11 protein-coding genes are annotated in these 21,003 nt (G+C 72.2%); 1 reads left to right on the top strand and 10 read right to left on the bottom strand.

Annotated features, from left to right (window positions below; all coding sequences use genetic code 11):
* Positions 1–28 precede the first annotated feature (28 nt).
* The 8 genes from addA to cysK form a co-directional block, all read right to left on the bottom strand.
* Entirely contained in the window at positions 29–3,454 is a 3,426-nt protein-coding gene (gene addA, locus BLTE_RS15825; protein ID WP_244600021.1) for a double-strand break repair helicase AddA, read from the bottom strand.
* Complete coding sequence (gene addB / locus BLTE_RS15820; RefSeq protein WP_126401593.1) at positions 3,451–6,507, bottom strand: double-strand break repair protein AddB; 3,057 nt, start codon at positions 6,505–6,507, stop codon at positions 3,451–3,453. The genes addA and addB overlap by 4 nt, the downstream gene beginning before the upstream one ends.
* A 235-nt stretch (positions 6,508–6,742) precedes the next feature.
* Positions 6,743–6,937 (bottom strand): type II toxin-antitoxin system HicA family toxin, encoded by a 195-nt coding sequence (locus tag BLTE_RS15815; protein WP_126401592.1) that lies wholly within the window; start codon positions 6,935–6,937, stop codon positions 6,743–6,745.
* Positions 6,938–6,939: 2 nt separating this feature from the next.
* Positions 6,940–7,188, bottom strand: coding sequence for a DUF1902 domain-containing protein (locus BLTE_RS15810; RefSeq protein ID WP_126401591.1), 249 nt, complete (start codon positions 7,186–7,188; stop codon positions 6,940–6,942).
* Positions 7,189–7,245: 57 nt separating this feature from the next.
* Positions 7,246–7,977, bottom strand: coding sequence for a nucleotidyltransferase family protein (locus BLTE_RS15805; RefSeq protein WP_126401590.1), 732 nt, complete (start codon positions 7,975–7,977; stop codon positions 7,246–7,248).
* Positions 7,974–9,638: a tRNA (adenosine(37)-N6)-threonylcarbamoyltransferase complex ATPase subunit type 1 TsaE gene (gene tsaE / locus BLTE_RS15800; protein WP_126401589.1), complete on the bottom strand. Its 1,665-nt coding sequence runs from the start codon at positions 9,636–9,638 to the stop codon at positions 7,974–7,976. Before tsaE ends, BLTE_RS15805 begins: the two co-directional genes overlap by 4 nt.
* Positions 9,639–9,645: 7 nt before the next feature.
* The gene (locus tag BLTE_RS15795; protein ID WP_244600020.1) at positions 9,646–12,018 is read right to left on the bottom strand and encodes a sensor histidine kinase; all 2,373 of its coding nucleotides are present in this window, start codon (positions 12,016–12,018) and stop codon (positions 9,646–9,648) included.
* 464 nt (positions 12,019–12,482) lie between these two features.
* Positions 12,483–13,481 carry a cysteine synthase A gene (cysK, locus tag BLTE_RS15790; protein WP_126401588.1) on the bottom strand — a complete coding sequence of 333 codons (999 nt, stop codon included), beginning with the start codon at positions 13,479–13,481 and terminating at the stop codon, positions 12,483–12,485.
* Between the two features lie 309 nt (positions 13,482–13,790).
* Between cysK and BLTE_RS15785 the strand changes: the two genes are divergently transcribed.
* On the top strand, positions 13,791–15,002 hold the full coding sequence (locus tag BLTE_RS15785; protein ID WP_244600019.1) for a lytic murein transglycosylase: 1,212 nt from the start codon (positions 13,791–13,793) through the stop codon (positions 15,000–15,002).
* Positions 15,003–15,310: 308 nt separating this feature from the next.
* On the opposite strand, the gene BLTE_RS15780 is transcribed toward BLTE_RS15785, so the two are convergent.
* Entirely contained in the window at positions 15,311–18,124 is a 2,814-nt protein-coding gene (locus BLTE_RS15780; RefSeq protein ID WP_126401586.1) for a [protein-PII] uridylyltransferase, read from the bottom strand.
* A gap of 53 nt (positions 18,125–18,177) precedes the next feature.
* A complete protein-coding gene (gene mutS / locus BLTE_RS15775; protein ID WP_126401585.1) occupies positions 18,178–20,919 on the bottom strand; it encodes a DNA mismatch repair protein MutS in 2,742 nt (913 codons plus the stop codon).
* Positions 20,920–21,003 lie beyond the last annotated feature (84 nt).

Raw genomic sequence — 21,003 nt, 5'->3', positions numbered from 1 at the left:
GTGAAACTAGGGACCGGCCGGGAGAGCGTCAAGGCAGGCCCGGCGCGATGCCGAGGCGGGCCAGCGCCGCCTCCAGCAGCGTGTCCGGCACCGGCAGGACGGCGGGGCCGGCGGTGAACACCAGCCAGCCGGCGACCGGCCGGCCGGGAAAGAGATCCGCCAACAAGGCGCGATAGAGCGCAAGCTGGCGGAGGTGGGCGGGAGACGCCGCCTCGGCGCTTTCCGGCACCATTGTGCCGGTCTTGAAGTCGGCAAACAAAATCGTGTCGTCGCCGATCCACAGCCGGTCGATGCGGCCGCTCACCGTCTCCGCCATGCCGGCCTGCGCCACCCTGCCGGCGATCGGCACCTCGGCGCGACTGCCGGGGCCGAACAGGCGGGCGAGCCGGGGATCGGCGATCAGCGCCAGCGTGTCGGCGATCGGCGCCGCCGCGGCCCTCTCGTCGAGGCCGGCGCGGGATGCGATGACGGCGGCGGCCGACGCGCGGCCGGCCGGCTCGATATCGGGCAGAATCTGCAGCAGGCGATGGACGAGGAGGCCGCGGGCGACGGCGGCTTCATCCTGCGGCGGGCCGCGGCGCGAGGGGCTGAGCCGCCCCGGCCGGGCGGGCGGCATGGGCGCCGGCCGGTCGAGCCAATCAGGCCGGGCCGGGGGCGCGGACGCCGCCGCCACCGCCGCCGGGGCCTCCGGCTGCGGCCAGCGGCTCCAGCGCCACACCGTGCCGTCCCAGCCGTCGGCCGGCTCCTTGGTTGCGGCATGCTCCAGCGCCGCCGTCACCAGATCGTGCCAGCAGCCGTCCGGCTGCTTGGCCTTGCCGCGGGCGCCGGCCACCACCAGCACGTCGGCGGCGCGGGTCAGCGCCACATAGAGCAGGCGGCGGTATTCGTCCGCAGCCTCGGCCCGCACCACGGCGCGCGCCGCCGCGGCCGCCACCGGCTCGCCGGCCTTCACCGGCACCCACAGCAGCGGGCGCGGCGCCCCCTCCGGCGCGCCGGGACGGGCGAGCGGCAGGAGGCGCGGGTCTTTTGAGCCCTCCGGCCGCGCCACCGTGTCGGCGAGGATCACCACCGGCGCCTCCAGGCCCTTGGCGCCATGCACCGTCATCACCCGCACGGCGGCGGACGCCACCTCCATGTCGCGCTTGATCTCGGCGCCGGCGGCGCGCACCCGCGCCAGAAAGCCGGCCAGCGCCGGCACCCCCACCGCCTCGTCATTGAGCGCCAGCCCCAGGAACTCGTCGAGCGGGTCGGCGGCCTCGGGCCCGAGCCTTGCCAGCATCGCCCGCCGGCCGCCGTCGCGGCCGAGCACGCGGGCGTAGAAGTCGAACGGCCGCAAGGCGCGGGCCTCGTCGCGCCAAAGGGCGAGCCGGGCCGCCGCGTCGCGCGCTTTAAGGTCGGTGCTGGCGGCCAGGGCGTCGGCCAGCGTGCCGGTGCGCGGATTGGCGAGCGGCACCAGCTCGTCGTCGGTGAAGCCGAACAGCGGGCTCTTCAGCACGCAGGCGAGGGCAAGATCGTCATGGGCGGTAAGCAGCGCGTCGCCGAGCGCCATCAGGTCCATCACCGCGATGTGCTCGGCCAGCACCAGCCGGTCGGCGCCGGCCACCGGCAGGCCGAGATCCTTCAGCGCCTTCAGCACCGCCTCGAACAGCACGCCGCGCCGGCGCACCAGGATCAGGATGTCGCCGGGCAGGATCGGCGCACCGTTTGCCTTGCGGCGGGCTCCGCCGGTCCAGGAAGCGACGCTCGCGGCAATATTGCGGGCGAGCCGCACCTGCGGGCTCGCCTCGGTCGCGGCGTCGAGCGGCAGGTCCCACGCCTCGCCGGCCTCGGCGGCGGTGTCCGGCTCAAGCAGCGGCCACAGCTCGACCACGCCCGGCGCGCCGGCCCGCACCGACTGGTGGACCAGCGCCGCATCGTCGGCGATCGAAAGCCCGGCGCGCGCCGCGGGGTTGGCGAACACGGTGTCCACCGCATCGAGCACCGGCTGGGCCGAGCGGAACGACACGTCGAGCCGCACGGCGGTGAGGCCGCTTTCGCCGGCCGCCCGCGTGAAGTGGCGCTGCATGGCGCCGAACATGGCCGGCGCCGCCCCCTGGAAGCCGTAGATCGACTGCTTGGCGTCGCCGACCGCGAACACCGTGCGCGACCGCTCGCTCGCTCCTTTGCCGGCAAAGAACTCGGCCGCCAGCGCCTGGATGATCGCCCATTGCGCGGCGGAGGTGTCCTGCGCCTCGTCGACCAGCACGTGGTCGATGCCGCGGTCGAGCTTGTAGAGCACCCAGCTCGCGCCGACATGGTGCAGCAGGTCGCGGGTGCGGCCGACCATGTCCTCGAAATCGAGCAAGGCCCGGCGCGCCTTGGCTGTTTCATAGCGGGCGATGACCGCGGCGGCGAGCACGAGCAGCGCGGCGCTGCGCTCGCTGGCCACGGCGGCGCGGCGGCGGTCGAGCAGCGCCACCAGCCGGTCGCGCTCGGCCGTCAGCGCCTGGGCAAACGCCGGGTGGCCGTCGCGGATGCGCTTCGACGGAAACACCTTGTCGCTGCGCGGCTCGTCCTTGTCGGTCAGGAACACGCGCAGATAGGAAGCGAGCGCCACGTCGCCGTTCTCGGCTGCGGCAGCGGTCTCAAGATAGCCGGCTAACTGCTGGTCCTTGACGCCGCCGGCCGCAAACAGCGCGGCCAGCGCCGGCCAGTCGCCGCGCGCGATCAGCGGGCTTGCCAGCATGTCGGCCTCGATCGCCGCCACGGTGTCGCCGGGGCTGAGGCCGAGGGCGGCGGCGATCTGCGCCACCGCGCCGGTGATGCCGCCGGCCGACGCCAGCCATTCGGCGATGGCGTGGCGGTTCTTGACCGCCTCGTCGAGCGCGCTCTTCAGCCCGTCGTCGGAGGCGGCGGCAATCGCGCTCTCCAGCGCCCGGCCGAGATCGCCGTCGACGTCGGCCGCGGCCTCGACCATCACCCGGGCGCGGGCCTCGGCCAGAAGCTCGCCGGCCTGGCGCTCGTCGAGCACCGAGAAGCCGGCCGGCACCCCGGCCTCGAACGGGAACTGGTGCAGCACCCGGTCGCAGAAGGCGTGGATGGTCTGCACCTTGAGCCCGCCCGGCGTCTCCAGCGCCTCGGCGAACAGCCGCCGCGCCCGGGCGCGGCGGGCCTCGCCCGGCACGCCGCCATCGGTCTCGACGATCAGCCGGTCGAGTTCGTCGTCCGGCGCCGTGGCGAACTTCGCCAAATCCTTCAGCACGCGGTTCGCCATATTGGCGGCGGCGGCCTTGGTATAAGTGAGGCACAAAAGCCGGCCCGGCGGCACCCCGCGCAGCAGGAGCCGCACCACCCGGCGCGCCAGCACGTGCGTCTTGCCGGAGCCGGCATTGGCATCGACCCAGGCCGAGCGGGCGGGATCGGAGGCCGCGGTCTGGTCGAGCCGGGTCTTTTCGGGGATGACGAAGCCGCTCACGCCTCGCCCTCCTCGGTGCCGCCACCGCCGGTCGCCGACCATTCGGCGACGCGGGCGAGGTGGTCGTAGTCGCCGTGGCGGCCGGCGAATTTCGGGCGCACGTGCGCGACGTAGCCCTGGGCGGGATCGCAAAAGCGCGCCACCAGCCGGGCGAGCCCGGCCACCGCCTGCGGCGCGAGATCGGCCAATGCCACGTCCTGCGGCTTGACCGGCAGCCAGGCACCCGGCGGCTCGCCGCCCGACACCCGCACATAGATCATCGCCTCGACCGGCGTGCCGGCGGCGATGTCGGCGAAGCCGCCGCCGGTCACCATCGCCGCCTCCAGCGGCAATTGCGGCGCGAGGCCGGAGGCGACCTGCGGGTTCGAGGGCGGCTGGCCGGTCTTGTAGTCGATCACCACCGCGCCGGTGGCGGAAAGATCGATGCGGTCGGCGCGGCCGGTGAGCGTGAACGCCGTGCCGGGCACCACATAGCTGCCGGAAATCTCGACGAGGCTCGTCACCTGCGTCTCGGCGCGGCGCGCCATCTCCTCGGCCACCAGCCAGCGCGCCACCCGCACGAAACGCGGCCACCACACCGCCCGAAGCTCGGGGAAGCCGTCGATGCGGGCGAACGCATCGCGCCCGAACGCGAGCAGCCGCGCCAGGGCGTCGGGCGGCAGGTTGTCGGGATAGGCTTTCAGGAAGGCTGCCAGCGCCTCGTGCACGATGGTGCCGCGGGCGGGGGCGGCGACATCGGCCTCCAGCGGATCGAGCGGGCGCAGCTTCAGCACGTGGCGGGCGAAGATGGTGTAGGGGTCGCGCACCCAATCCTCGATCTCGGTCACCGACAGCCGGGCCGGCCGCAGCGCCAGCGGCGGCGCCGGCATCGGCCGGGCGACCGGCTTCGCGGGCGGCGCGGCATCGACCAGCCGGGCCAGCGCCAGCAGCGTTTCGCCGCGCGCCTCGACCTCCGTCCACGCCTTGCCCGACACCGCGGCAAGCCGCTGCAGGAAGCGCGCCGGCACGGTGGGCGCGCCGCCGGCCTTGCGGGCCCGCGTCAGCACCACCTCCGGCGCGCCGAACGCCTGAACGAAATCGTGGGCGGCGAGACCGATGCGCCGTTCCGGCAGATCGAGCCCCAGCGCCCGCCGCATCGGCCGGCTGAGCCAGGGATCGTTGGAGGTGTCGGGCGGCCAGCGGCCTTCGTCGAGGCCGGCGATCACCACCCGGTCGAGCGGCACCATGCGGGCTTCGAGCGGGCCGAGAATGCGCACCCGCGCGCCCTCGTCGAACGCCGCGCGCACGGCAATGCCGCTCATCAGCGCCGGAACCGCTTCTGCGTAGTCGGCTAAGGACATCGGCGCGGCGTCGTCGGCCGCCTCCAGAAGCGCCGTAAACAGCTCGTCCAGCGCCTCGGCGTCGTCGCCCACAAGCCCCGCCGCGCCGTCCGGCCCCGCGGTGACGGCTTCGATCGCCGCGCGGTGGGCATCGACCAGCACCCGAAGCGGCCGCACCGCGCCGCCGCCGAGCGCCAGGAACGCGCCAAGCGCGGCGCCAAGCCGCCCCGCCAGCGCCTCGGCCTGCTCGAACAGCCAGGGCGCGAGGTTGCGCCGCCGGGCCTCGGGCGAGGTGCGCATCTCGGCCAGCGCCAGCCGCAGACCATTGACCCCGGCGCCGGGGCGGGGGCCGCGCAGCACCGCGACCTCCAGCGCCTCGCGCTCCTTCGCGAAGGCCGGCGCCGGCAGGCCGAACGCCACCGCCGGCTGGTTGAGCAGCGCCATCAGCCGCACCGGCGCGAGATCGGACGCCGCCGCCTCGGCGACGAGGCGGGCGAGCAGGCCGGCGGCGGTGTCGGCGAGCGGCACGCCGGCCGAGTCGTCCACCGCGATGCCCCAGCGGGTGAGGTCGGCGGCGACGCGGCGCGCCAGCGCCCGGTCCGGGGTGATCAGCGCGGCGTGACGGCCCGGCGTTTCCAGCACCTCGCGCAGCGCGAGGGCCGCGGCCAGCGCCTCCTCCTGCGGCTCGGCGGCGACCGCCAGCATCACGCTGTCGAGGGCGGCTTTCGGGTCGAGCCCGGGTTCGGGCACCGCCCACTGCTCGGTGGTGGCGGCCGGGCGCAGCGCCCGCGACAGCAGCCGCTCGCGGCCGGGCGAAGCGGGCTCGGCGAGGGGTTCCACCGCGTCGCGGCCGATGCCGATGGCGGCAAGCGTCTGGGCGAGGCCAAACTGCGGATGGGTCGGCAGCGGCTCGCCGTCGTCGCCGGGATCGAGCAGGCCCCAGGCGGCCTCGTCGAGGGTCGTATCGAGGCCCGGCAGCACCACCGCGCCCAAAGGATGGCGGGCGACGGCGGCGATGAGATCGCGGGTCGCCGGGATCGAGCCGGTCGAGCCGGCGACGATCACTGGGCCGGGGGCGCCGGCGGCGATCCGCGCGGCTTCGCGCGCCGCCAGGAGGTCGCGCCGCGCCGCCGGGTCGATCAGGCCGCGCTCGGCCAGGATCGCCGGCCACAGATCCTGCGCCACCGCCTTGAGGAAGCGCACCGAAATCTGCCAGTAGCGGTCGAGCTCCTCGGGCACCAGCCCGTCGAGCCGCGACCACGGCACGCGGCCGGTGGCCATGCGGTCGATCAGCCGGGCAAGCTCGTCGGCGAGCGCCAGCGCCGCGGCCGGCGCGGTCGCGAGCCCCGCCGTGCCGTCGAGCCGCAGCTCCGGGCTTACGGCAAGCTTCGTCACGAGGCGCGCCAGCAGCAGGCGGCGGGCGAGCGGCGCGATCGCATCCGGCAGGTCGGGGATGCCGTCATCGGCCGCGCCGAAATCGATCTCGTCCTCGCCGACCTCGCCGAGCGGCACCAGCCGCGGCAGCAGCGTGGCGCGGCCGCCGCGCGCCTCCAGCAGCGCCGATTCGGCCAGCCGGCAGGCGCGCCGGGTGGGCAGATAGAGCGTGGCGCGGGCGAGCGCGGCCGGATCGCCGGCATCGGGAAAGTCCGCCACCAGCCGGCCCTCCAGCAGCGCCGCGGCGAAGGTGGCGAGGAACGGCGCACCGGGGGGAATGGTGAAGACGCGCGGGCTCACGGAAGGGGTCGAACTCCGCTTTGATGCGGTTTCCGGTTGATCCCTTCGGGATCGCGGAAACGGCGTGCCGGAAACCGGATGATTGCGCCGGACGCTTCACGGCCGGCCGAGATTCCGGCGATTCCGCCTACTTGGCAAGGTGGGAGGCGGGCGGCGAGAGTCCGTCCACCCTGCGAACGATTCCGGGTCTCGAGGCCGCTTGCCGGGATGACGCCGCGGGTATGGCGGCCGGTGCTCAAAACGCCTTGGGGAGTCCCGCGTCCTTCAAGATTTCGTTCGCCGTGTGCCGGCTCTTGGTGCGCGGCACGATCAAGGTGCGGCCGGTGTCCCTATGGCGCCATTTCTCATGCGATCCCTTGCCACCCGGCACGGGTTGCCAGCCGGCATCCCGCAGCAGGCGCGCCAGTTCTGCATAGAAATCCTTGGTCATGCTCAGGCGGCGCTCAGCACCACGTCGCGGCGTGCAACGATCTGGATCGCCACCGGCTTGCCGCCGAGCGCCGTATTGTCGGCGATCATCTCCGGCGCCAGCGCGTGAACGAGCGTCACGAACGCCTCGAACGTCTCCGCCTCGCCGTGCAGGCCGGGAATATCCGACTGCGAGAAGAACACGCCGGCCTCCTCGTCCCAGATGGCCGAAACGTGGAAGGCTGCTTGAGCTTGGTCCAGGCCGTCAGACATGTCGGAATGCTAGGATAGATCGGCTTCGCTGCCAATGTCGCCGACCGACGCGCCCGCTCACGACGCGGCGCGGCGGCGGCCGGCGATCGCCGCCTCGGCCAGCGCGATGGCCGGCGGCGTGCCGACATGCAGCCACAGCCCGTCGAGCACGCGGCCGTGCAGGCGGCCCTGCGCCAGCGCCGCATCGAAGATGCGGTTGAGCGAGAACGGCCCGGCAGGCGCCCCGGCGAACAGCCGCGCCTCCATCAGGCAGCAGCCGGCATAGACGAAGGGGGCGGTGGGCGCACTGCCGCGCCGCGCCAGCCGGCCGTCCGGCTGCAGGAAGAAGTCGCCCGCGCCATCGAAGCCGACCGCGGCCTCGCGCGGCACCACCAGCATCAGAATGTCGGTGGTCGAGGGATCGAACGCATCCGCCAGCGCCCGAAGATTGGCGCCGGCCTCGTCGATCCAGAACGAATCGGCGTTGGTGACGAAGAAGCGCTGGCCGAGATGCGGCAGCGCCTTGACGACGCCGCCGCCCGAGTCGAGCAGCTCGGCGCGCTCGTCCGACAGGATGATGCGCGGCCGGCGGCGGCCCTTCAGATGCGCTTCCATGCGGTCGGCGAGATGATGGACATTGACCACCGCACGCTCGATTGCGGCCTCGGCCAGACGGTCGAGCACGTGGTCGATCAAAGTGCGGCCCGCAACCTCGATCAGCGGCTTGGGCGTGGTGAGGGTGAGCGGGCGCATGCGCAGGCCGAGGCCCGCCGCCAGCACCATCGCCGATGTCGGCAGGGCCACGGTCATCGCGCCGCACCGCCGGGGAGACCGTCGAGCGGCAGATCGTCGAGCGGAACATGCGCGGCGTACCACGCCTTGAGCGGCGCCAGATCCGGATGGGCGAGGCAGCGCCCGAGATAGCGCGCCACCCGCGGCATATGGGCGAGATAGAGCGGCTTGCCGTCGCGCTTGGCGAGGCGGGCGAAGATGCCGAGAATCTTGGTGGCGCGCTGCGCGCCCAGCACCGCATAGTCGCGGGCGAAGCGCTTCGCGTCGAAGGCGGAATCGCCGCGGCGGCGCAGCGCGACGTAATGGCCGAGCAGCGCAAGCTCGACATCCTCGGCGACATCGACGCGGGCATCCTGGGCGAGCGAGGCGACGTCGTAGGCGGCGGGGCCGATCACCGCATCCTGGAAATCGATGACGCCGACCCGCGCCAGACCCTCGCGGCCCTCCAGCCAGATCAGATTGGGCGAGTGGAAATCGCGCAGCACCCAAGTCATCTCGGACTTCGTCATTCCCGGCTTCGTCATGCCTGACTTCGTCGTGTCGGGTTTCGCCGAGTCGCTCTTCGCCGCCTCGTCATTCGTCGATTCGTCGTCCGCGGCGCCGATCACCGCGCCGAGCGCATCGCGCCACAGCGCCGTGAACGCTTCGCGCTCCCCCGGCTCCAGCGCGACGGCGCGAAACGGCAGGTACCAGTCGATCAGCAGCTCGACCTCGATCAGGAAGGCGTCGAAATCGTAGCGCGGCAGGACGTGGTCGAGGCGCACGGCCACCGGCACGCGCGGCGGCAGCGGCGTGGCGTGCAGCGCCGCGAGCAGCTCGATGGCGGCGCGATAGCGCGCGACGATCGGCTGCGGCGGCGCGCCCTCCACCACCCGCCCGTCGCCCAGATCCTCGACGATGAGCAGGCCCTTCGTTAGGTCGGCGGCCAGGATGTCGGGCGCCGACAGGCCGCGCTCGCGCAGAGCGCGCGCCATGGCGACGAACGGCGTCACGGTCTCGGCGAGATGGGCGACGCGGCTGTAGGGCAGGCCGCCCCGCACCGGCGGCCCGTCCGGCCGGGCGGGCGCATCCATCAGCACGGCGTGGCGGCCGGGCTCGCTCAGCCGCTCGTAGCGCCGGCTCGATGCGTCGCCGGCAAGCGGCCGGCGCACCGCATCGCCCCAGCCCGCACCATGAAGAAAGACCCGGATCTCGCGCATGCGCTTCAGCCGGGCCGCGAACGCCCCGTGGCCGACGAGGCGGGCATGGCGCGCATCGGGGCCGCGGCTCGGCGCCAGCGCCATCACGATCTCCAGCCGGTCGGCGGCGAGCACGGAGGCCGCGCGCTCCGGCCATTCGACCAGCACGGCGGCGCCTTCCGCCGCCTCCTCGAAGCCGATCTCCTCCAGCTCGTCGGCGCTGCGCACGCGGTAGAGATCGGCATGCACCACCGGCACCGGCAGGTGATCGTAGATCTGCATCAGCGTGTAGGTCGGGCTCGGCACCTCCAGCGTCTCGTCGCCGGCGAGCGTGCGGATCACCGCGCGCGCCAGCGTCGACTTGCCGGCGCCGAGATCGCCGGCCAGCGTGACGAGATCGCCGGGCCGCAGCGCCGCCGCCAGATCGCGCGCCAGCCGGAGCGTCGCGCGCTCGTCGGGCAATTCCACATCCCAGGCGGACCCGGCGGGCACGTCGGTCATTTGCCACCTATTCCGGGGCGGTCACGGGCTTGACCGGGAAGCGCACCGCCACCGCGGTGCCGCGCCCCGGCGCGCTTTCGATGCGGACCTCGCCGCCGTGCAGCGCCACCAGCGAGCGCACGATCGACAGGCCGAGCCCGGCGCCGCGATGCTGGCTGTCGCCATTGGCGAACGACTCGAACCGCTCGAACACCTTGTCCTTCAGCTCGTCGGGAATGCCCGGCCCCTTGTCGGCGACGCGGAACTCGACGGCATCGGCCTCGACGCGCACCGACAGCGTGACGGTGCCGCCGGGCGGCGAGAAGCCCACGGCGTTGGACAGGAGATTGTAGAGCACCTGCCGCAGGCGCTTGCCGTCCGCCTGCATGGTGCCGGCACCGGGGGGCACGTCGAGCACCAGCTTGAGGCCCTTCTCGGCGATGCGGTCCTGCACGCCATCGCTCGCCGCCCGCATGGTCTCGCGGATGTCGATCTCGGACGGCTCGAAATTCATCGCCCCGGCATCGATGGTGGCGAGATCGAGAATGTCATCGATGATGGCGAGCAGCGCCGCGCTCGAGCCGGTGATGTGGCCGACATAATCGTGCTGCTTGGCGTTGAGCGGCCCGATCGCCGGATCGCCGAGCAACTGGGCGAAGCCGATGATGTTGGTGAGCGGCGTGCGCAGCTCGTAGGAGACGTGGTGGATGAAGCGCGTCTTCAGCGCGTCGGCCTGCTCCAGCGCCTCGTTCTTCTCGGTCAGCACGCGTTCGACCGACACAGAGTCGGTCACGTCGCGGAACGTCACCAGGGTCGAGCCGTCCGGCAGCTTGGCGGCGGTGGCGTCGAGCACGCTGCCGTCGGCGCGCTCGATGCGGCGCGCCACCGGCTCGTGGCGGCCGCCGATGGCGGTGACCGTGGCGCGCAGCACCGGCCAGACATCCTCGTTGCACATCGCCTGACACCACGCGGCGATGACCTCGATGTGCGGATGCGCCGCCAGCGAATCCGGCGACAGCCGCCACAGCCGGGTGAAGGACGGGTTGTGCAGCTTGAGCCGGCCGTCCGAGCCGAACACCGCCACCGCCTCGGCGAGATTGTCGAGCGTCTCGCGATGCAGGCCGGAGAGCTGGTTGATGCGGCTCTGCAGATCGATGCGCTCGGTGATGTCGTCGAACAGATAGGTCAGGCCGCCATCGGGATTGGGATTGATGACGACGCGCAGCATGCGCCCGCCCGGCAGATGCCAGCCCTGCTCCTGCGGCTCCAGCGACTGGTAGGCGGTGAGGAAGTTGTCGCGCCATTTGCGGAAGTCGGCCTGCTCGGGCAGCTTGCGCTCGGAGCGCAGGCGGTCGAGCACGTCGGCATCGGCCGGGTGCTCGTCGAGGAAGGCGCGGTCGAGGCCGAACAGGCGCTGATAGGCGGGATTGTAGAACACCAGCCGCTTCGACGAATCGAAGATGGCGACGCCGGTGGCGAGGCTGTCGAGAATGCGGCGGTGGGCGGTGATGGTCTGCTGCAGGCCGGTGCGCACCTGCTCGGCCTCGGTGGCATCGAGGGCGATGCCGGCGCACACGCCGCTGCGGTTGACGATCTCGACCACGTCGAGCTGGCGCCGCTCGCCGGCGACGATGGCGGCGAGGCGCTTCTCGAACCGGCCCTGCTTGGCGCAGGCCTGGGCCGCGGCCTGCCGGTCGGCGCGGTCGAGCAGCTCGATGCCGCGCCCGACCGCCGCCTCCGCCGTGCCGGCATCGACGGCGGCGGCATAGGCGGCGTTGGCCCAGGTCAGGCGGCCGGCGGCGTCGCGCACCCACATCGGCACCTGCAGGCTCTCGACCAGACTGCGCAGAATGGTGGCGTCGCGCTCGGCACGGCGCAGCCGCTCGGCCAGATCCGCCGCCTCGCCGCGCGCGCCGGTGGCCTCGCGCAGGCGCAGCACGGCGCAGCCGCCGATGGCGCGGCCGTCGGCCTCGATGTGGCGGCCGGCATGGGTGGCGAGGATCATGGAGAAGGCCTCGCCGCGCTCGCGCAGCCGCTCGACCGCGGTCTCCAGCGCGCCCGCCTGCTCGGCCGCGAGCCACGCGCCGAACGCCAGCACGCGCAGCGGCTGGGCGGCGCCGACGATCTCGATGTCGCCGGAAATCTCGGGATCCTCGCCGCCGCCCCACACGGCGATGACCTGACGGTCGAGCTGCAGCAGCGTGCGGACGCGGTCGGTCTCGGCGCGCAGCGTGGCGAGCTGGGCGCGGGTGGCGGCGCGCTCCTTGCGGGTGCGCCGGCGCAGGCGCACATACTGCAGCGCCAACAGGATGGCGAACAGCGACGCGCCGCAGGTGAGGGCAGCGGCCAGCATCTGATGCGGGCCGAGCTGGGCCACCAAAGTGGAGGCCTGCTCGCGCAACGTGTCGGCACGCGCGATCCCCGGCGCCCCGGCCGACAGAGAAACGGCCGCGACGGCCGCCGCTCCCGACAGCAGGCGACGGCACCCATGCGCGGTCCGACCTCGTTCCGCCATCCGCATCACCTCGGGGAATTCATGCGACGCCAGCGATCCCGCAGAACCGCGCGGCCCGGATCGCCATCCGTTCCGCGCATGTCCGCAAGACCGACTGCCGGCAAGACGCCCGCTCCCGCCGCCGAGCGCGAGAATCCCGCCTGTCGAGGCCACGCCTCGAATCGCCGTCACTGTAACCCCGAGGGGACTCCCCGCAGAAGGGGAATTTCGGCCGCCGGCCGGCGTTCAGCGACCGGCGGCGCGAATGGGATCAGACCGTCACCGCCCGCCCGGAACAGCCGGGCGTTCCGGTCTCTTCGCCTGTCGCATTTTCTTTCGCAAAACCGGTGCCCACTTTTGCGGAAAATGCTTCAGAGCCCATCGAACAGCGCCGTCGACAGATAGCGCTCGGCGAAGGAGGGGATGATCACGACGATGGTCTTGCCGGCGAACTCGGGCCGCGCGCCGACCTCGAGCGCCGCGGCCACCGCCGCGCCCGACGAGATGCCGACCGGAATGCCCTCGTAGCGCGCCAGCGCCCGGGCGGTGTCGAACGCCGTCTGGTTGCCGACGGTGACCACCTCGTCGATGACGCCGCGGTCGAGCACGTCGGGCACGAAGCCGGCGCCGATGCCCTGGATCTTGTGCGGGCCCGGCTGGCCGCCGGACAGCACCGGCGAATCCTCCGGCTCGACGGCGATGACGCGGACGCCGGGCTTTCGCGCCTTCAGCACCTGGCCGACGCCGGTGATGGTGCCGCCGGTGCCGACGCCGGCGATCACCACATCGACCTTGCCCTGCGTATCGTTCCAGATCTCCTCGGCGGTGGTGCGGCGGTGGATGTCCGGGTTCGCCGGGTTCTTGAACTGCTGCGGAATGATGGCGCGCGGCAGCTCCTTCACCAGCTCCTCGGCGCGGGCGACGGCGCCCTTCATGCCCTTGGCGGCCTCGGTGAGCACCAGCTCGGCGCCGAGCAGCGCCAGCATCTTGCGGCGCTCGATCGACATCGATTCCGGCATCACCAGGATCAGGCGATAGCCGCGGGCGGCGGCGACGAACGCCAGCGCGATGCCGGTGTTGCCCGACGTCGGCTCCACCAGCACGGTGTCGGGCGTGAGGATGCCCTGCGCCTCCAGCGCGTCGATCATCGCCACGCCGATGCGGTCCTTGACCGAGGAGATCGGGTTGAAGAATTCGAGCTTGGCCAGGACGGTGGCCTTCACGCCCTTGATCTGCGGCAGGCGGTTGAGCCGCACCAGCGGCGTGTCGCCGATGGTGTCGGTGATCGAGTCGTAGACGCGGCCCCGGCCCGGGGTGCGGGCGGGCTCGAACTGCGCGTGCGTGGCGTGCTGGTGTGCGGCCTGAACCATGATGTCCTCCCTGATCGGCATAATATACGTCCAGTTTCAGGTTTTATATAAATAACCTTGTCGTGATTGTATTATTGACCCCGAGGATTGGTCCCGAGACGGGTTCCCGCACGCGCGGAAAATGCTCCTGCAGCCGGATCCCGTATGATGCGCCGAAGTGATTCACGGGCGACGGAGGACGGCATGGCCGGGCGGGCACTGGCGGGCAGGAACTTGACGGCAGGAAATTCGGCCGCAGGACATTCGGCGGCAAGACATCCCGCGGACGGCATCGGGCGCCGGGCGGCGCGGGCCGCGGCGGCGGCCACGGTGGCAGCCTTCCTCGCTTCGGGCTTGACCTGGAGCCTTGCCCCGGCGCCGGCCGCGGCCGCAGGCGTGCCGTGCCGCACCTCCGGCAGTTTCGAAAGCTGGCTGGAAGGGGTGAAGGCCCAGGCGCGGGCCGAGGGCGTGCCCAATTCGGCCATCGAGGCCGGGCTCGCCGGCGTCGCCTACGACCCCGCCATCATCCGCCGCGACCAGGGCCAGGGCGTGTTCCAGCAGACGCTCCTCACCTTCGCCGGCCGCATGGTGTCGAACGACCGCATGGTGCGCGGCAAAAAATATCTGGCGCAGTATTCGGGCGTGCTGTCGCGCATCGAGGCGACCTATGGCGTGCCGGGCGAGGTGCTGGTGGCGTTCTGGGGGCTCGAGACCGATTTCGGCTCGGACATGGGCAAGTACCACGCTCCCACCGCGGTGGCGACGCTGGCCTATGACTGCCGCCGCGCCGACTATTTCCGCCCCGAGCTGATCGACCTCTTGCGCATCGTCGCGCGCGGCGACCTCAAGCCGTCCGAGATGCTCGGCGACTGGGCGGGCGAGCTCGGCCACCTGATGTTCACGCCGACCGACCTCTACCGCTACGCCGCCGACGGCGACGGCGACGGCGACGGCCGCATCAATGTCATGCGCTCGGTGCCCGACGCCTTCGCCACCGGCGCCAACTTCCTGCGCGGGCTGGGCTGGCGGCGCGGCGAGCCGTGGCTGGAGGAGGTGTCGGTGCCGGCCGACATGGACTGGTCGCAGGCCGACCTCGAGAACATGCTGCCGCGCGCGGCGTGGTCGCGCATGGGCGTGCGCACCCCCGCCGGCGGCGCGCTGGCGGCGGGCGGCCCGCCGGCCGCGCTGCTGCTGCCGATGGGCCGGAACGGCCCGGCCTTCCTCGCCTATCCCAACTTCAAGGCCTATCTCGGCTGGAACAAGGCGATGGTCTATTCCACCACCGCCGCCTACTTCGCCGCGCGCCTCGACGGCGCGCCGGCCATGTCGCGCGGCCGCGCCACCGTGACCCCGCTCACCACCGAGCAGATGCGCCATTTGCAGGGCCTGCTGCGCAGCGCCGGCTTCACCCGCGACGCGCCGGACGGCCGCTTCGGCCAGGGCACGCGCGCGGCGGTGCGCGCCGCGCAGATGCAGCTCGGCCTGCCCGCCGACGGCTATCCGACGCCCGAATTGCTGTCGGCGCTGGAGGGCCGGCGATAGAGCATTTTCCGCAAAAGTGGATACCGGCTTTGCGAAAGAAAATGCGATAAGACAAGAACTTAGAGCATCCGCCGGCCGGGCGCTGCGTTCCTTCCCTCTCCCCTTGCGGGAGAGGGTGGCGAGACCGAGCAATGCGAGGTCGAGCCGGGTGAGGGGTATGTACCGGTGAACGCAGGAAGATTTACCCTCACCCGCCTCGCGATCCATCGATCGCTCGGCGCCCTCTCCCGCAAGTGCCTGCGCCCGAGCACGCGCAAGCGCGCCCCGGGTGGGAGAGGGAAGAAGGCGCCGGGTGAGCGCAGATCGCGTCACATCGTGCGGGTGCGCGCGGACCCTTCGTCGCCGGCCGGCGGCGCCAGCACCGAGATCAGCGCCCGCTTGATCGCCGCCTGACGCTGGGCGCTGGTGATCGGCGCGCCGGTGAGGTCGGTGACGTAGAACACGTCCACCACCTTCTCGCCGAAGGTGACGATGTGGGCCGAGCCGATATTGAGGTTGAGCCGCGACAAAGTGGCGGTGAGATCGTGCAGCAGGCCCGGCCGGTCGAGCCCGGTGACCTCGATCACCGTGAAGCGGTTGGACCACTGATTGTTGAGCGTCACCTCGGGCGGCACGTCGAACGCCTTCTGGCGCGTCTTGGGCGCGGCGCGGCGCACCATCGCCGCGGTCAGCGGCACGTCGCCGGTCAGCGCCTTCTCGATGGCGTCGCACACCCGGCCGACGCGGCGGGTCTCGTCGGTTTCGTCCGGGAATTCGCGCGAGATGGCGATGGTGTCGAGCGCCAGCCCGTCGGTGGTGGTGTAGATCTGGGCATCGACGATGTTGGCGCCGGCCGCGGCGCAGGCGCCGGCGATCACCGACAACAGCCGCGGATGGTCCACGGCCAGCACGGTCACCTCGACCACGCCGGGCCGGCCGGCGAGGTCGAACTTGGTGGCCGGCAGCCGGCCGGCAGCCTCCGACTCTCGCACGAAGAGGGCGTGCGACAGCTTGCGGGCGAGATCGACCTTGAGCCAATAGTGCGGATAGTGGCGGGCGATGTAGGCCTCGATCTCGGTCGAGGTCCACTCCGGCAGCGCCGCGCGGAACAGATCCTGGGCGGCGGCGACGCGCTCGCTGCGGTTGACCTCGGAGAAGCCGCCGGTCAGCACCGGCTCGGTCTCGTAATAGAGCGTGCGCAGAAGCTGCGCCTTCCAGGAATTCCACACCCCCGGCCCCACCGCATGGATGTCGGCGGTGGTGAGCACGGTGAGCATCTTCAGCCGCTCCAGGCTCTGCACCACCCCGGCGAAGGTCTCGACGGTCTTGCGGTCGGACAGATCGCGCGACTGGGCGATGGTGGACATCGTCAAATGATGCTCGACCAGCCAGGCCACGGTGTCGGTCTCGGCCGGGGTGAGGCCGAGCCGCGGGCAGAAGCGCCGCGCCACCCGCGCCCCCAGGATCGAGTGGTCCTCGGCGCGGCCCTTGGCGATGTCGTGCAGGAACAGCGCGATATAGAGCAGCTCGCGGTTCTGGATGCCGGCGAACAGCTCGTTAGCGAGGCCAAGCGAGGGATCGGTGCCGCGCTCGATGGTCGACAGCACGCCGATGCAGCGGATCAGATGCTCGTCCACCGTGTAGTGGTGGTACATCGAGAACTGCATCAGCGCGACGATGCGGCCGAACTCCGGCACGAATTTGCCGAGCAGCCCCACCTCGTCCATCCGCCGCAGCACGGTCTCGGGATCGTTCTTCGACACCAGGATGTCGCGGAAGAGGCGATTGGCCTCCTCGTTCGCGCGCAGCGCGTCGTCGACCAGCCGAAGCTGGCGGGTGATCAGCCGCATCGGATCGGGATGAAAGGCGAGGTCGTGGCGGTCGGCGAGCCAGAACAGCCGGATCAGATTGACCGGGTCGCGCTCGAACACCTCGTCATCGACGATGCTGATGCGGTTGTGGTCGACGATGAAGTCGCCGGTCTCGCCGAGGCTGCGGCGGCGGCGGGGGATCAGCCGCTGGACGAAGCGGTTGAGCACCGGCAGCGACTTCGCCTCGTTCTCCTCGAGCTGCGAGCAGACGATGCGGGTGAGATCGCCGACGTCCTTGGCGATCAGGAAGTAGTGCTTCATGAAGCGCTCGACGTCGCGCTGGCCGGGATGCTCGGTGTAGCCGAGCCGCAGCGCCATCTCGCGCTGGACGTCGAAGGACAGCCGCTCCTCCGCCCGCCCGGTGAGGAAGTGCAAATGGCAGCGTACCGACCACAGGAAGTCCTCGGCGCGGCGGAAGGTGGCGTATTCGGCCTTGGAGAACACGCCCTGCTGCAGCAGGCCCGCCGGCTCGCGCACGCGGTAGACGTATTTGGCGATCCAGAACAGCGTGTGCAGGTCGCGCAGGCCGCCCTTGCCGTCCTTGACGTTGGGCTCGACCAGATAGCGCGAGGCGCCGACCCGGCGGTGGCGCTCGTCGCGCTCGGCGAGCTTGGCGGCGACATAGTCCGACGCGGTGCCGGACACCACCTCGCGGTCGAAGCGGGCGACCAGATCGTCGTAGAGCGCGCGGTCGCCGCAGACGAAGCGGGCCTCCAGCACGGCGGTGCGGATGGTGATGTCGGCCTTGGCCTGGCGGATGCATTCGTCGATCGAGCGGGTGGCGTGGCCGACCTTCTGGCCGATGTCCCACAGCGTGTAGAGGATCGACTCGGCGACGCTCTCGCCCCAGGCGGTCTGCTTGTAGGGCAGGAGGAACAGCAGGTCGATGTCCGAGCCCGGCGCCAGCAGGCCGCGGCCATAGCCGCCGGTCGCCACCACCGCCATGTGCTCGGAGGTGGAGTGCTCGTCCGAGCCGTAGAGGGCCGAGCCGACATGCTCGTAGAGAGCGCGAATCAGGCCGTCTTCCAGGTCGCTGAGGCGGGCGGCGCAGGCGCGGCCCTCGCCGTCCTCGGTCAGCCAGATCTCGGCCTGACGGCGGCCGTCGGCCAAGAGCTGCTTGGCGCGCTGCACCACCGCCATCTTGAGCCCGGCGGGGTCGTCCCGGAGGCGGGTGGCGATGGCGTCGAGATCGGCGGCGAACGCCGCCTCGTCGAAGATCGCCTCGAACGGGCGCGGACGCTGGACACGGCTGCGGGCTGGGCTTCGCGGCATGGCACGGGGATAGCGGACCGCAGCGGCGCTGTCATCCGGAGATACCGGGGGCGTCACGACGGGCTGCGGGCCGCCGCCTTGAGACGGTAAAGCGCCTCCAGCGCCGCCTTCGGCGTCAGGTCGTCGGGGTCGAGCCCGGCCAAAAGCTCGGCCACCGGGTCGGGGGCCGGCGCGGGCGCTTCGGCGGCCTTGGGCCGCACGGCGGCGAACAGCGGCAGGTCGTCGGCGAGGCGGTGGATGGGGGCGCCGCGGTCGCCTTTCTCCAGCTCGGCCAGCACGGTCTTGGCACGCGCCACCACCGAGGCGGGCAGGCCGGCGAGCTTGGCGACCTGGATGCCGTAGGAGCGGTCGGCGACGCCTTCGGCCACCTCGTGCAGGAAGATCACCTCGCCGTGCCACTCCTTCACCCGCACCGTGGCGTTGGTGAGCCGCTTCAGCCGCGCCGACAGCGCGGTCAGTTCGTGGAAGTGGGTGGCGAACAGCGCCCGGCAGCGATTGGTCTCGTGCAGGTGCTCCAGGCTCGCCCAGGCGATGGAGAGGCCGTCGAAGGTCGCCGTGCCGCGGCCGATCTCGTCGAGGATCACCAGCGCCCGCGGCCCCGATTGGTTGAGGATGGCCGCGGTCTCGACCATCTCGACCATGAAGGTCGAACGGCCGCGGGCGAGGTCGTCGGCGGCGCCGACCCGCGAGAACAGCCGGTCGATGACGCCGACATGGGCGCGCTTCGCCGGCACGAACGCGCCGGTCTGCGCCAGCACCGCGATCAGCGCGTTCTGGCGGAGAAACGTGGATTTGCCGGCCATGTTGGGGCCGGTGACCAGCCAGATGCGGCCGGCCTCCCCGGCGGGCGTCGGCGGCGACAGATCGCAGTCATTGGCGACGAACGGCCCGCCGCCGCGGCGCAGCGCCTGCTCGACCACCGGGTGGCGGCCGCCCTCGACGCGAAACGCCAGCGACGAATCCACCACCGGCCGCGTCCAGTCCTCGGCGGCGGCCAGGGTGGCGAGTGCGGCCGTCACGTCGAGCACGGCCAGCGCCCGCGCCGCCGCCTTGATGGCGTCGCCCTCGGCCTGCACCTGCGCCACCAGCCGCTCGAAGATCGCCAGCTCGATCGCCAGCGCCCGGTCGGCGGCGGTGGCGATCCGCGATTCAAGCTCGCTCAACTCGACGGTGGAGAAGCGCAGCGCCCCGGCGAGCGTCTGGCGGTGGACGAAGGTGGCGTTGAACGGGGCCCCGAGCAGCCTGTCGCCGTGCTGGGCCGCGACCTCGACGACGTAACCCAGCTGGGCGTTGTGGCGCACTTTCAGCGACTTGACGCCGGTCTCCTCGGCATAGCGCGCCTGGGTCTCGGCGATCACCTTGCGCGAATCCTCCGACAGCCGCCGCAGGGCATCGAGGTCGGGATCGTAGCCCGCACGCACGAAGCCGCCGTCGCGCTTGAGCAGCGGCAGCTCGTCGGCGAGCGCCGCGGTGATGGCGGCGGAAAGGGCAGGATCGGGCGCGGTGAGGTCGCGCACAGCGAGAGCGATCTCGGCCGGCGGCGCGGCGGCGGCGACCCGGCCGGCCAGTTCGGACGCGACGCCGAGGCCGCGGGCAAGCGCCGCGAGATCGCGCGGGCCGCCGCGACCGAGCGCGAGGCGGGCCAAAGCGCGCTCGATGTCGGGCGCGCTCTCCAGCAGGGTGCGCAGGCCGAGCCGCAGGTCGGCCGCCTCGACCGCCCAGGCCACGGCGTCGAGCCGGGCGTTGATGGCGGCTGGCTCGGCCAGCGGGCTCGACACCCGGTCGGCCAGAAGGCGGGCACCGGCGGCGGTGACGGTGCGGTCGATGGCGGCGATCAGGCTGCCCTGGCGGGCGCCCGACAGCGCGCGCAGCAGTTCGAGATTGACGCGGGTCGCGGCGTCGATCGCCATGGTCTGCCCCAGCGCCTCGCGCTGGGGCGGAGCGAGCGGCGGGCGCTGTCCGAACTGGGTGCGCTCGATATAGGTTGCGATGGCGGCCGCCGCCGTCAGCTCCAGGCGCGAGAACGCGCCGAACGCCTCGGGCGTGGCGACGCCGAAGAAGGCGGACAGCCGCCGCTCGGCGGTCATGGCGTCGAAGGCGTCGCGGCCGAGCGGGGTCACCGCCCGCTGCTCGCGCCAGAACTCGGCAAGCTCGGTGTCGGAATAAAGAGTATCAGGGAGGACGATCTCGCCGGGATCGAGCCTTGCCACTTCCGCGGCGAGCCGGCCCGCGCCGACCTCGGCGACGTGGAAGGCGCCGGTGGATATGTCGGCCCAGGCGAGGCCGAAGTTCGCCTCGCCCGACGACGGCCGGGCGCGGGCGACCCCCAGGAGCCAGTTGTTGCGGCGGGAATCGAGAAGCTGCTCCTCGGTCAGCGTGCCGGGGGTGACGAGGCGCACCACGTCGCGCCTGACCACCGACTTCGACCCGCGCTTTCGCGCCTCGGCCGGGTCCTCGGTCTGCTCGCATACCGCGACGCGGAAGCCTTGCGCGATCAGCCGCTGCAGATAGTCGCCGGCGCGCTCGACCGGCACGCCGGCCATCGGGATGTCGGCGCCCTTGTGCTTGCCGCGCTTGGTGAGCGCGATGCCGAGCGCGCGCGAGGCAACTTCCGCGTCCTCGAAGAACAGTTCGTAGAAATCGCCCATCCGGTAGAACAGCAGACAGTCCGGATTGGCGGTCTTGATCTCGATATACTGCGCCATCAGCGGCGTGACGCGCTCGTCCGCCGCCTCCGCGCCGCCGGTGTCTTCGGCTGTGGTATTGTCCGGTTTGGTGTTGGCCGGTCTGGTCATGCCGGGACGCTATCAGAGCGGGGAGGCGGATTCACGCGACCGGCGCCGGCCGGCTGTGGGTAATACGGTTTCCGGCCTACAGGG

The organism is Blastochloris tepida (genome assembly GCF_003966715.1).
Lineage (GTDB): Bacteria > Pseudomonadota > Alphaproteobacteria > Rhizobiales > Xanthobacteraceae > Blastochloris > Blastochloris tepida.
The sequence above is the reverse complement of the archived record's forward strand: the minus strand, read 5'-3'. Positions and strand labels throughout refer to the sequence as shown.

What these genes read in the sequence shown, in the direction of transcription:
- BLTE_RS15815 (WP_126401592.1), bottom strand. Translation starts at nt 6,937, where the DNA reads ATGACCAAGGATTTCTATGCAGAACTGGCGCGCCTGCTGCGGGATGCC.
- BLTE_RS15810 (WP_126401591.1), bottom strand. Translation starts at nt 7,188, where the DNA reads ATGTCTGACGGCCTGGACCAAGCTCAAGCAGCCTTCCACGTTTCGGCC.
- BLTE_RS15805 (WP_126401590.1), bottom strand. Translation starts at nt 7,977, where the DNA reads ATGACCGTGGCCCTGCCGACATCGGCGATGGTGCTGGCGGCGGGCCTC.
- tsaE (WP_126401589.1), bottom strand. Translation starts at nt 9,638, where the DNA reads ATGACCGACGTGCCCGCCGGGTCCGCCTGGGATGTGGAATTGCCCGAC.
- cysK (WP_126401588.1), bottom strand. Translation starts at nt 13,481, where the DNA reads ATGGTTCAGGCCGCACACCAGCACGCCACGCACGCGCAGTTCGAGCCC.
- BLTE_RS15780 (WP_126401586.1), bottom strand. Translation starts at nt 18,124, where the DNA reads ATGCCGCGAAGCCCAGCCCGCAGCCGTGTCCAGCGTCCGCGCCCGTTC.
- mutS (WP_126401585.1), bottom strand. Translation starts at nt 20,919, where the DNA reads ATGACCAGACCGGCCAACACCAAACCGGACAATACCACAGCCGAAGAC.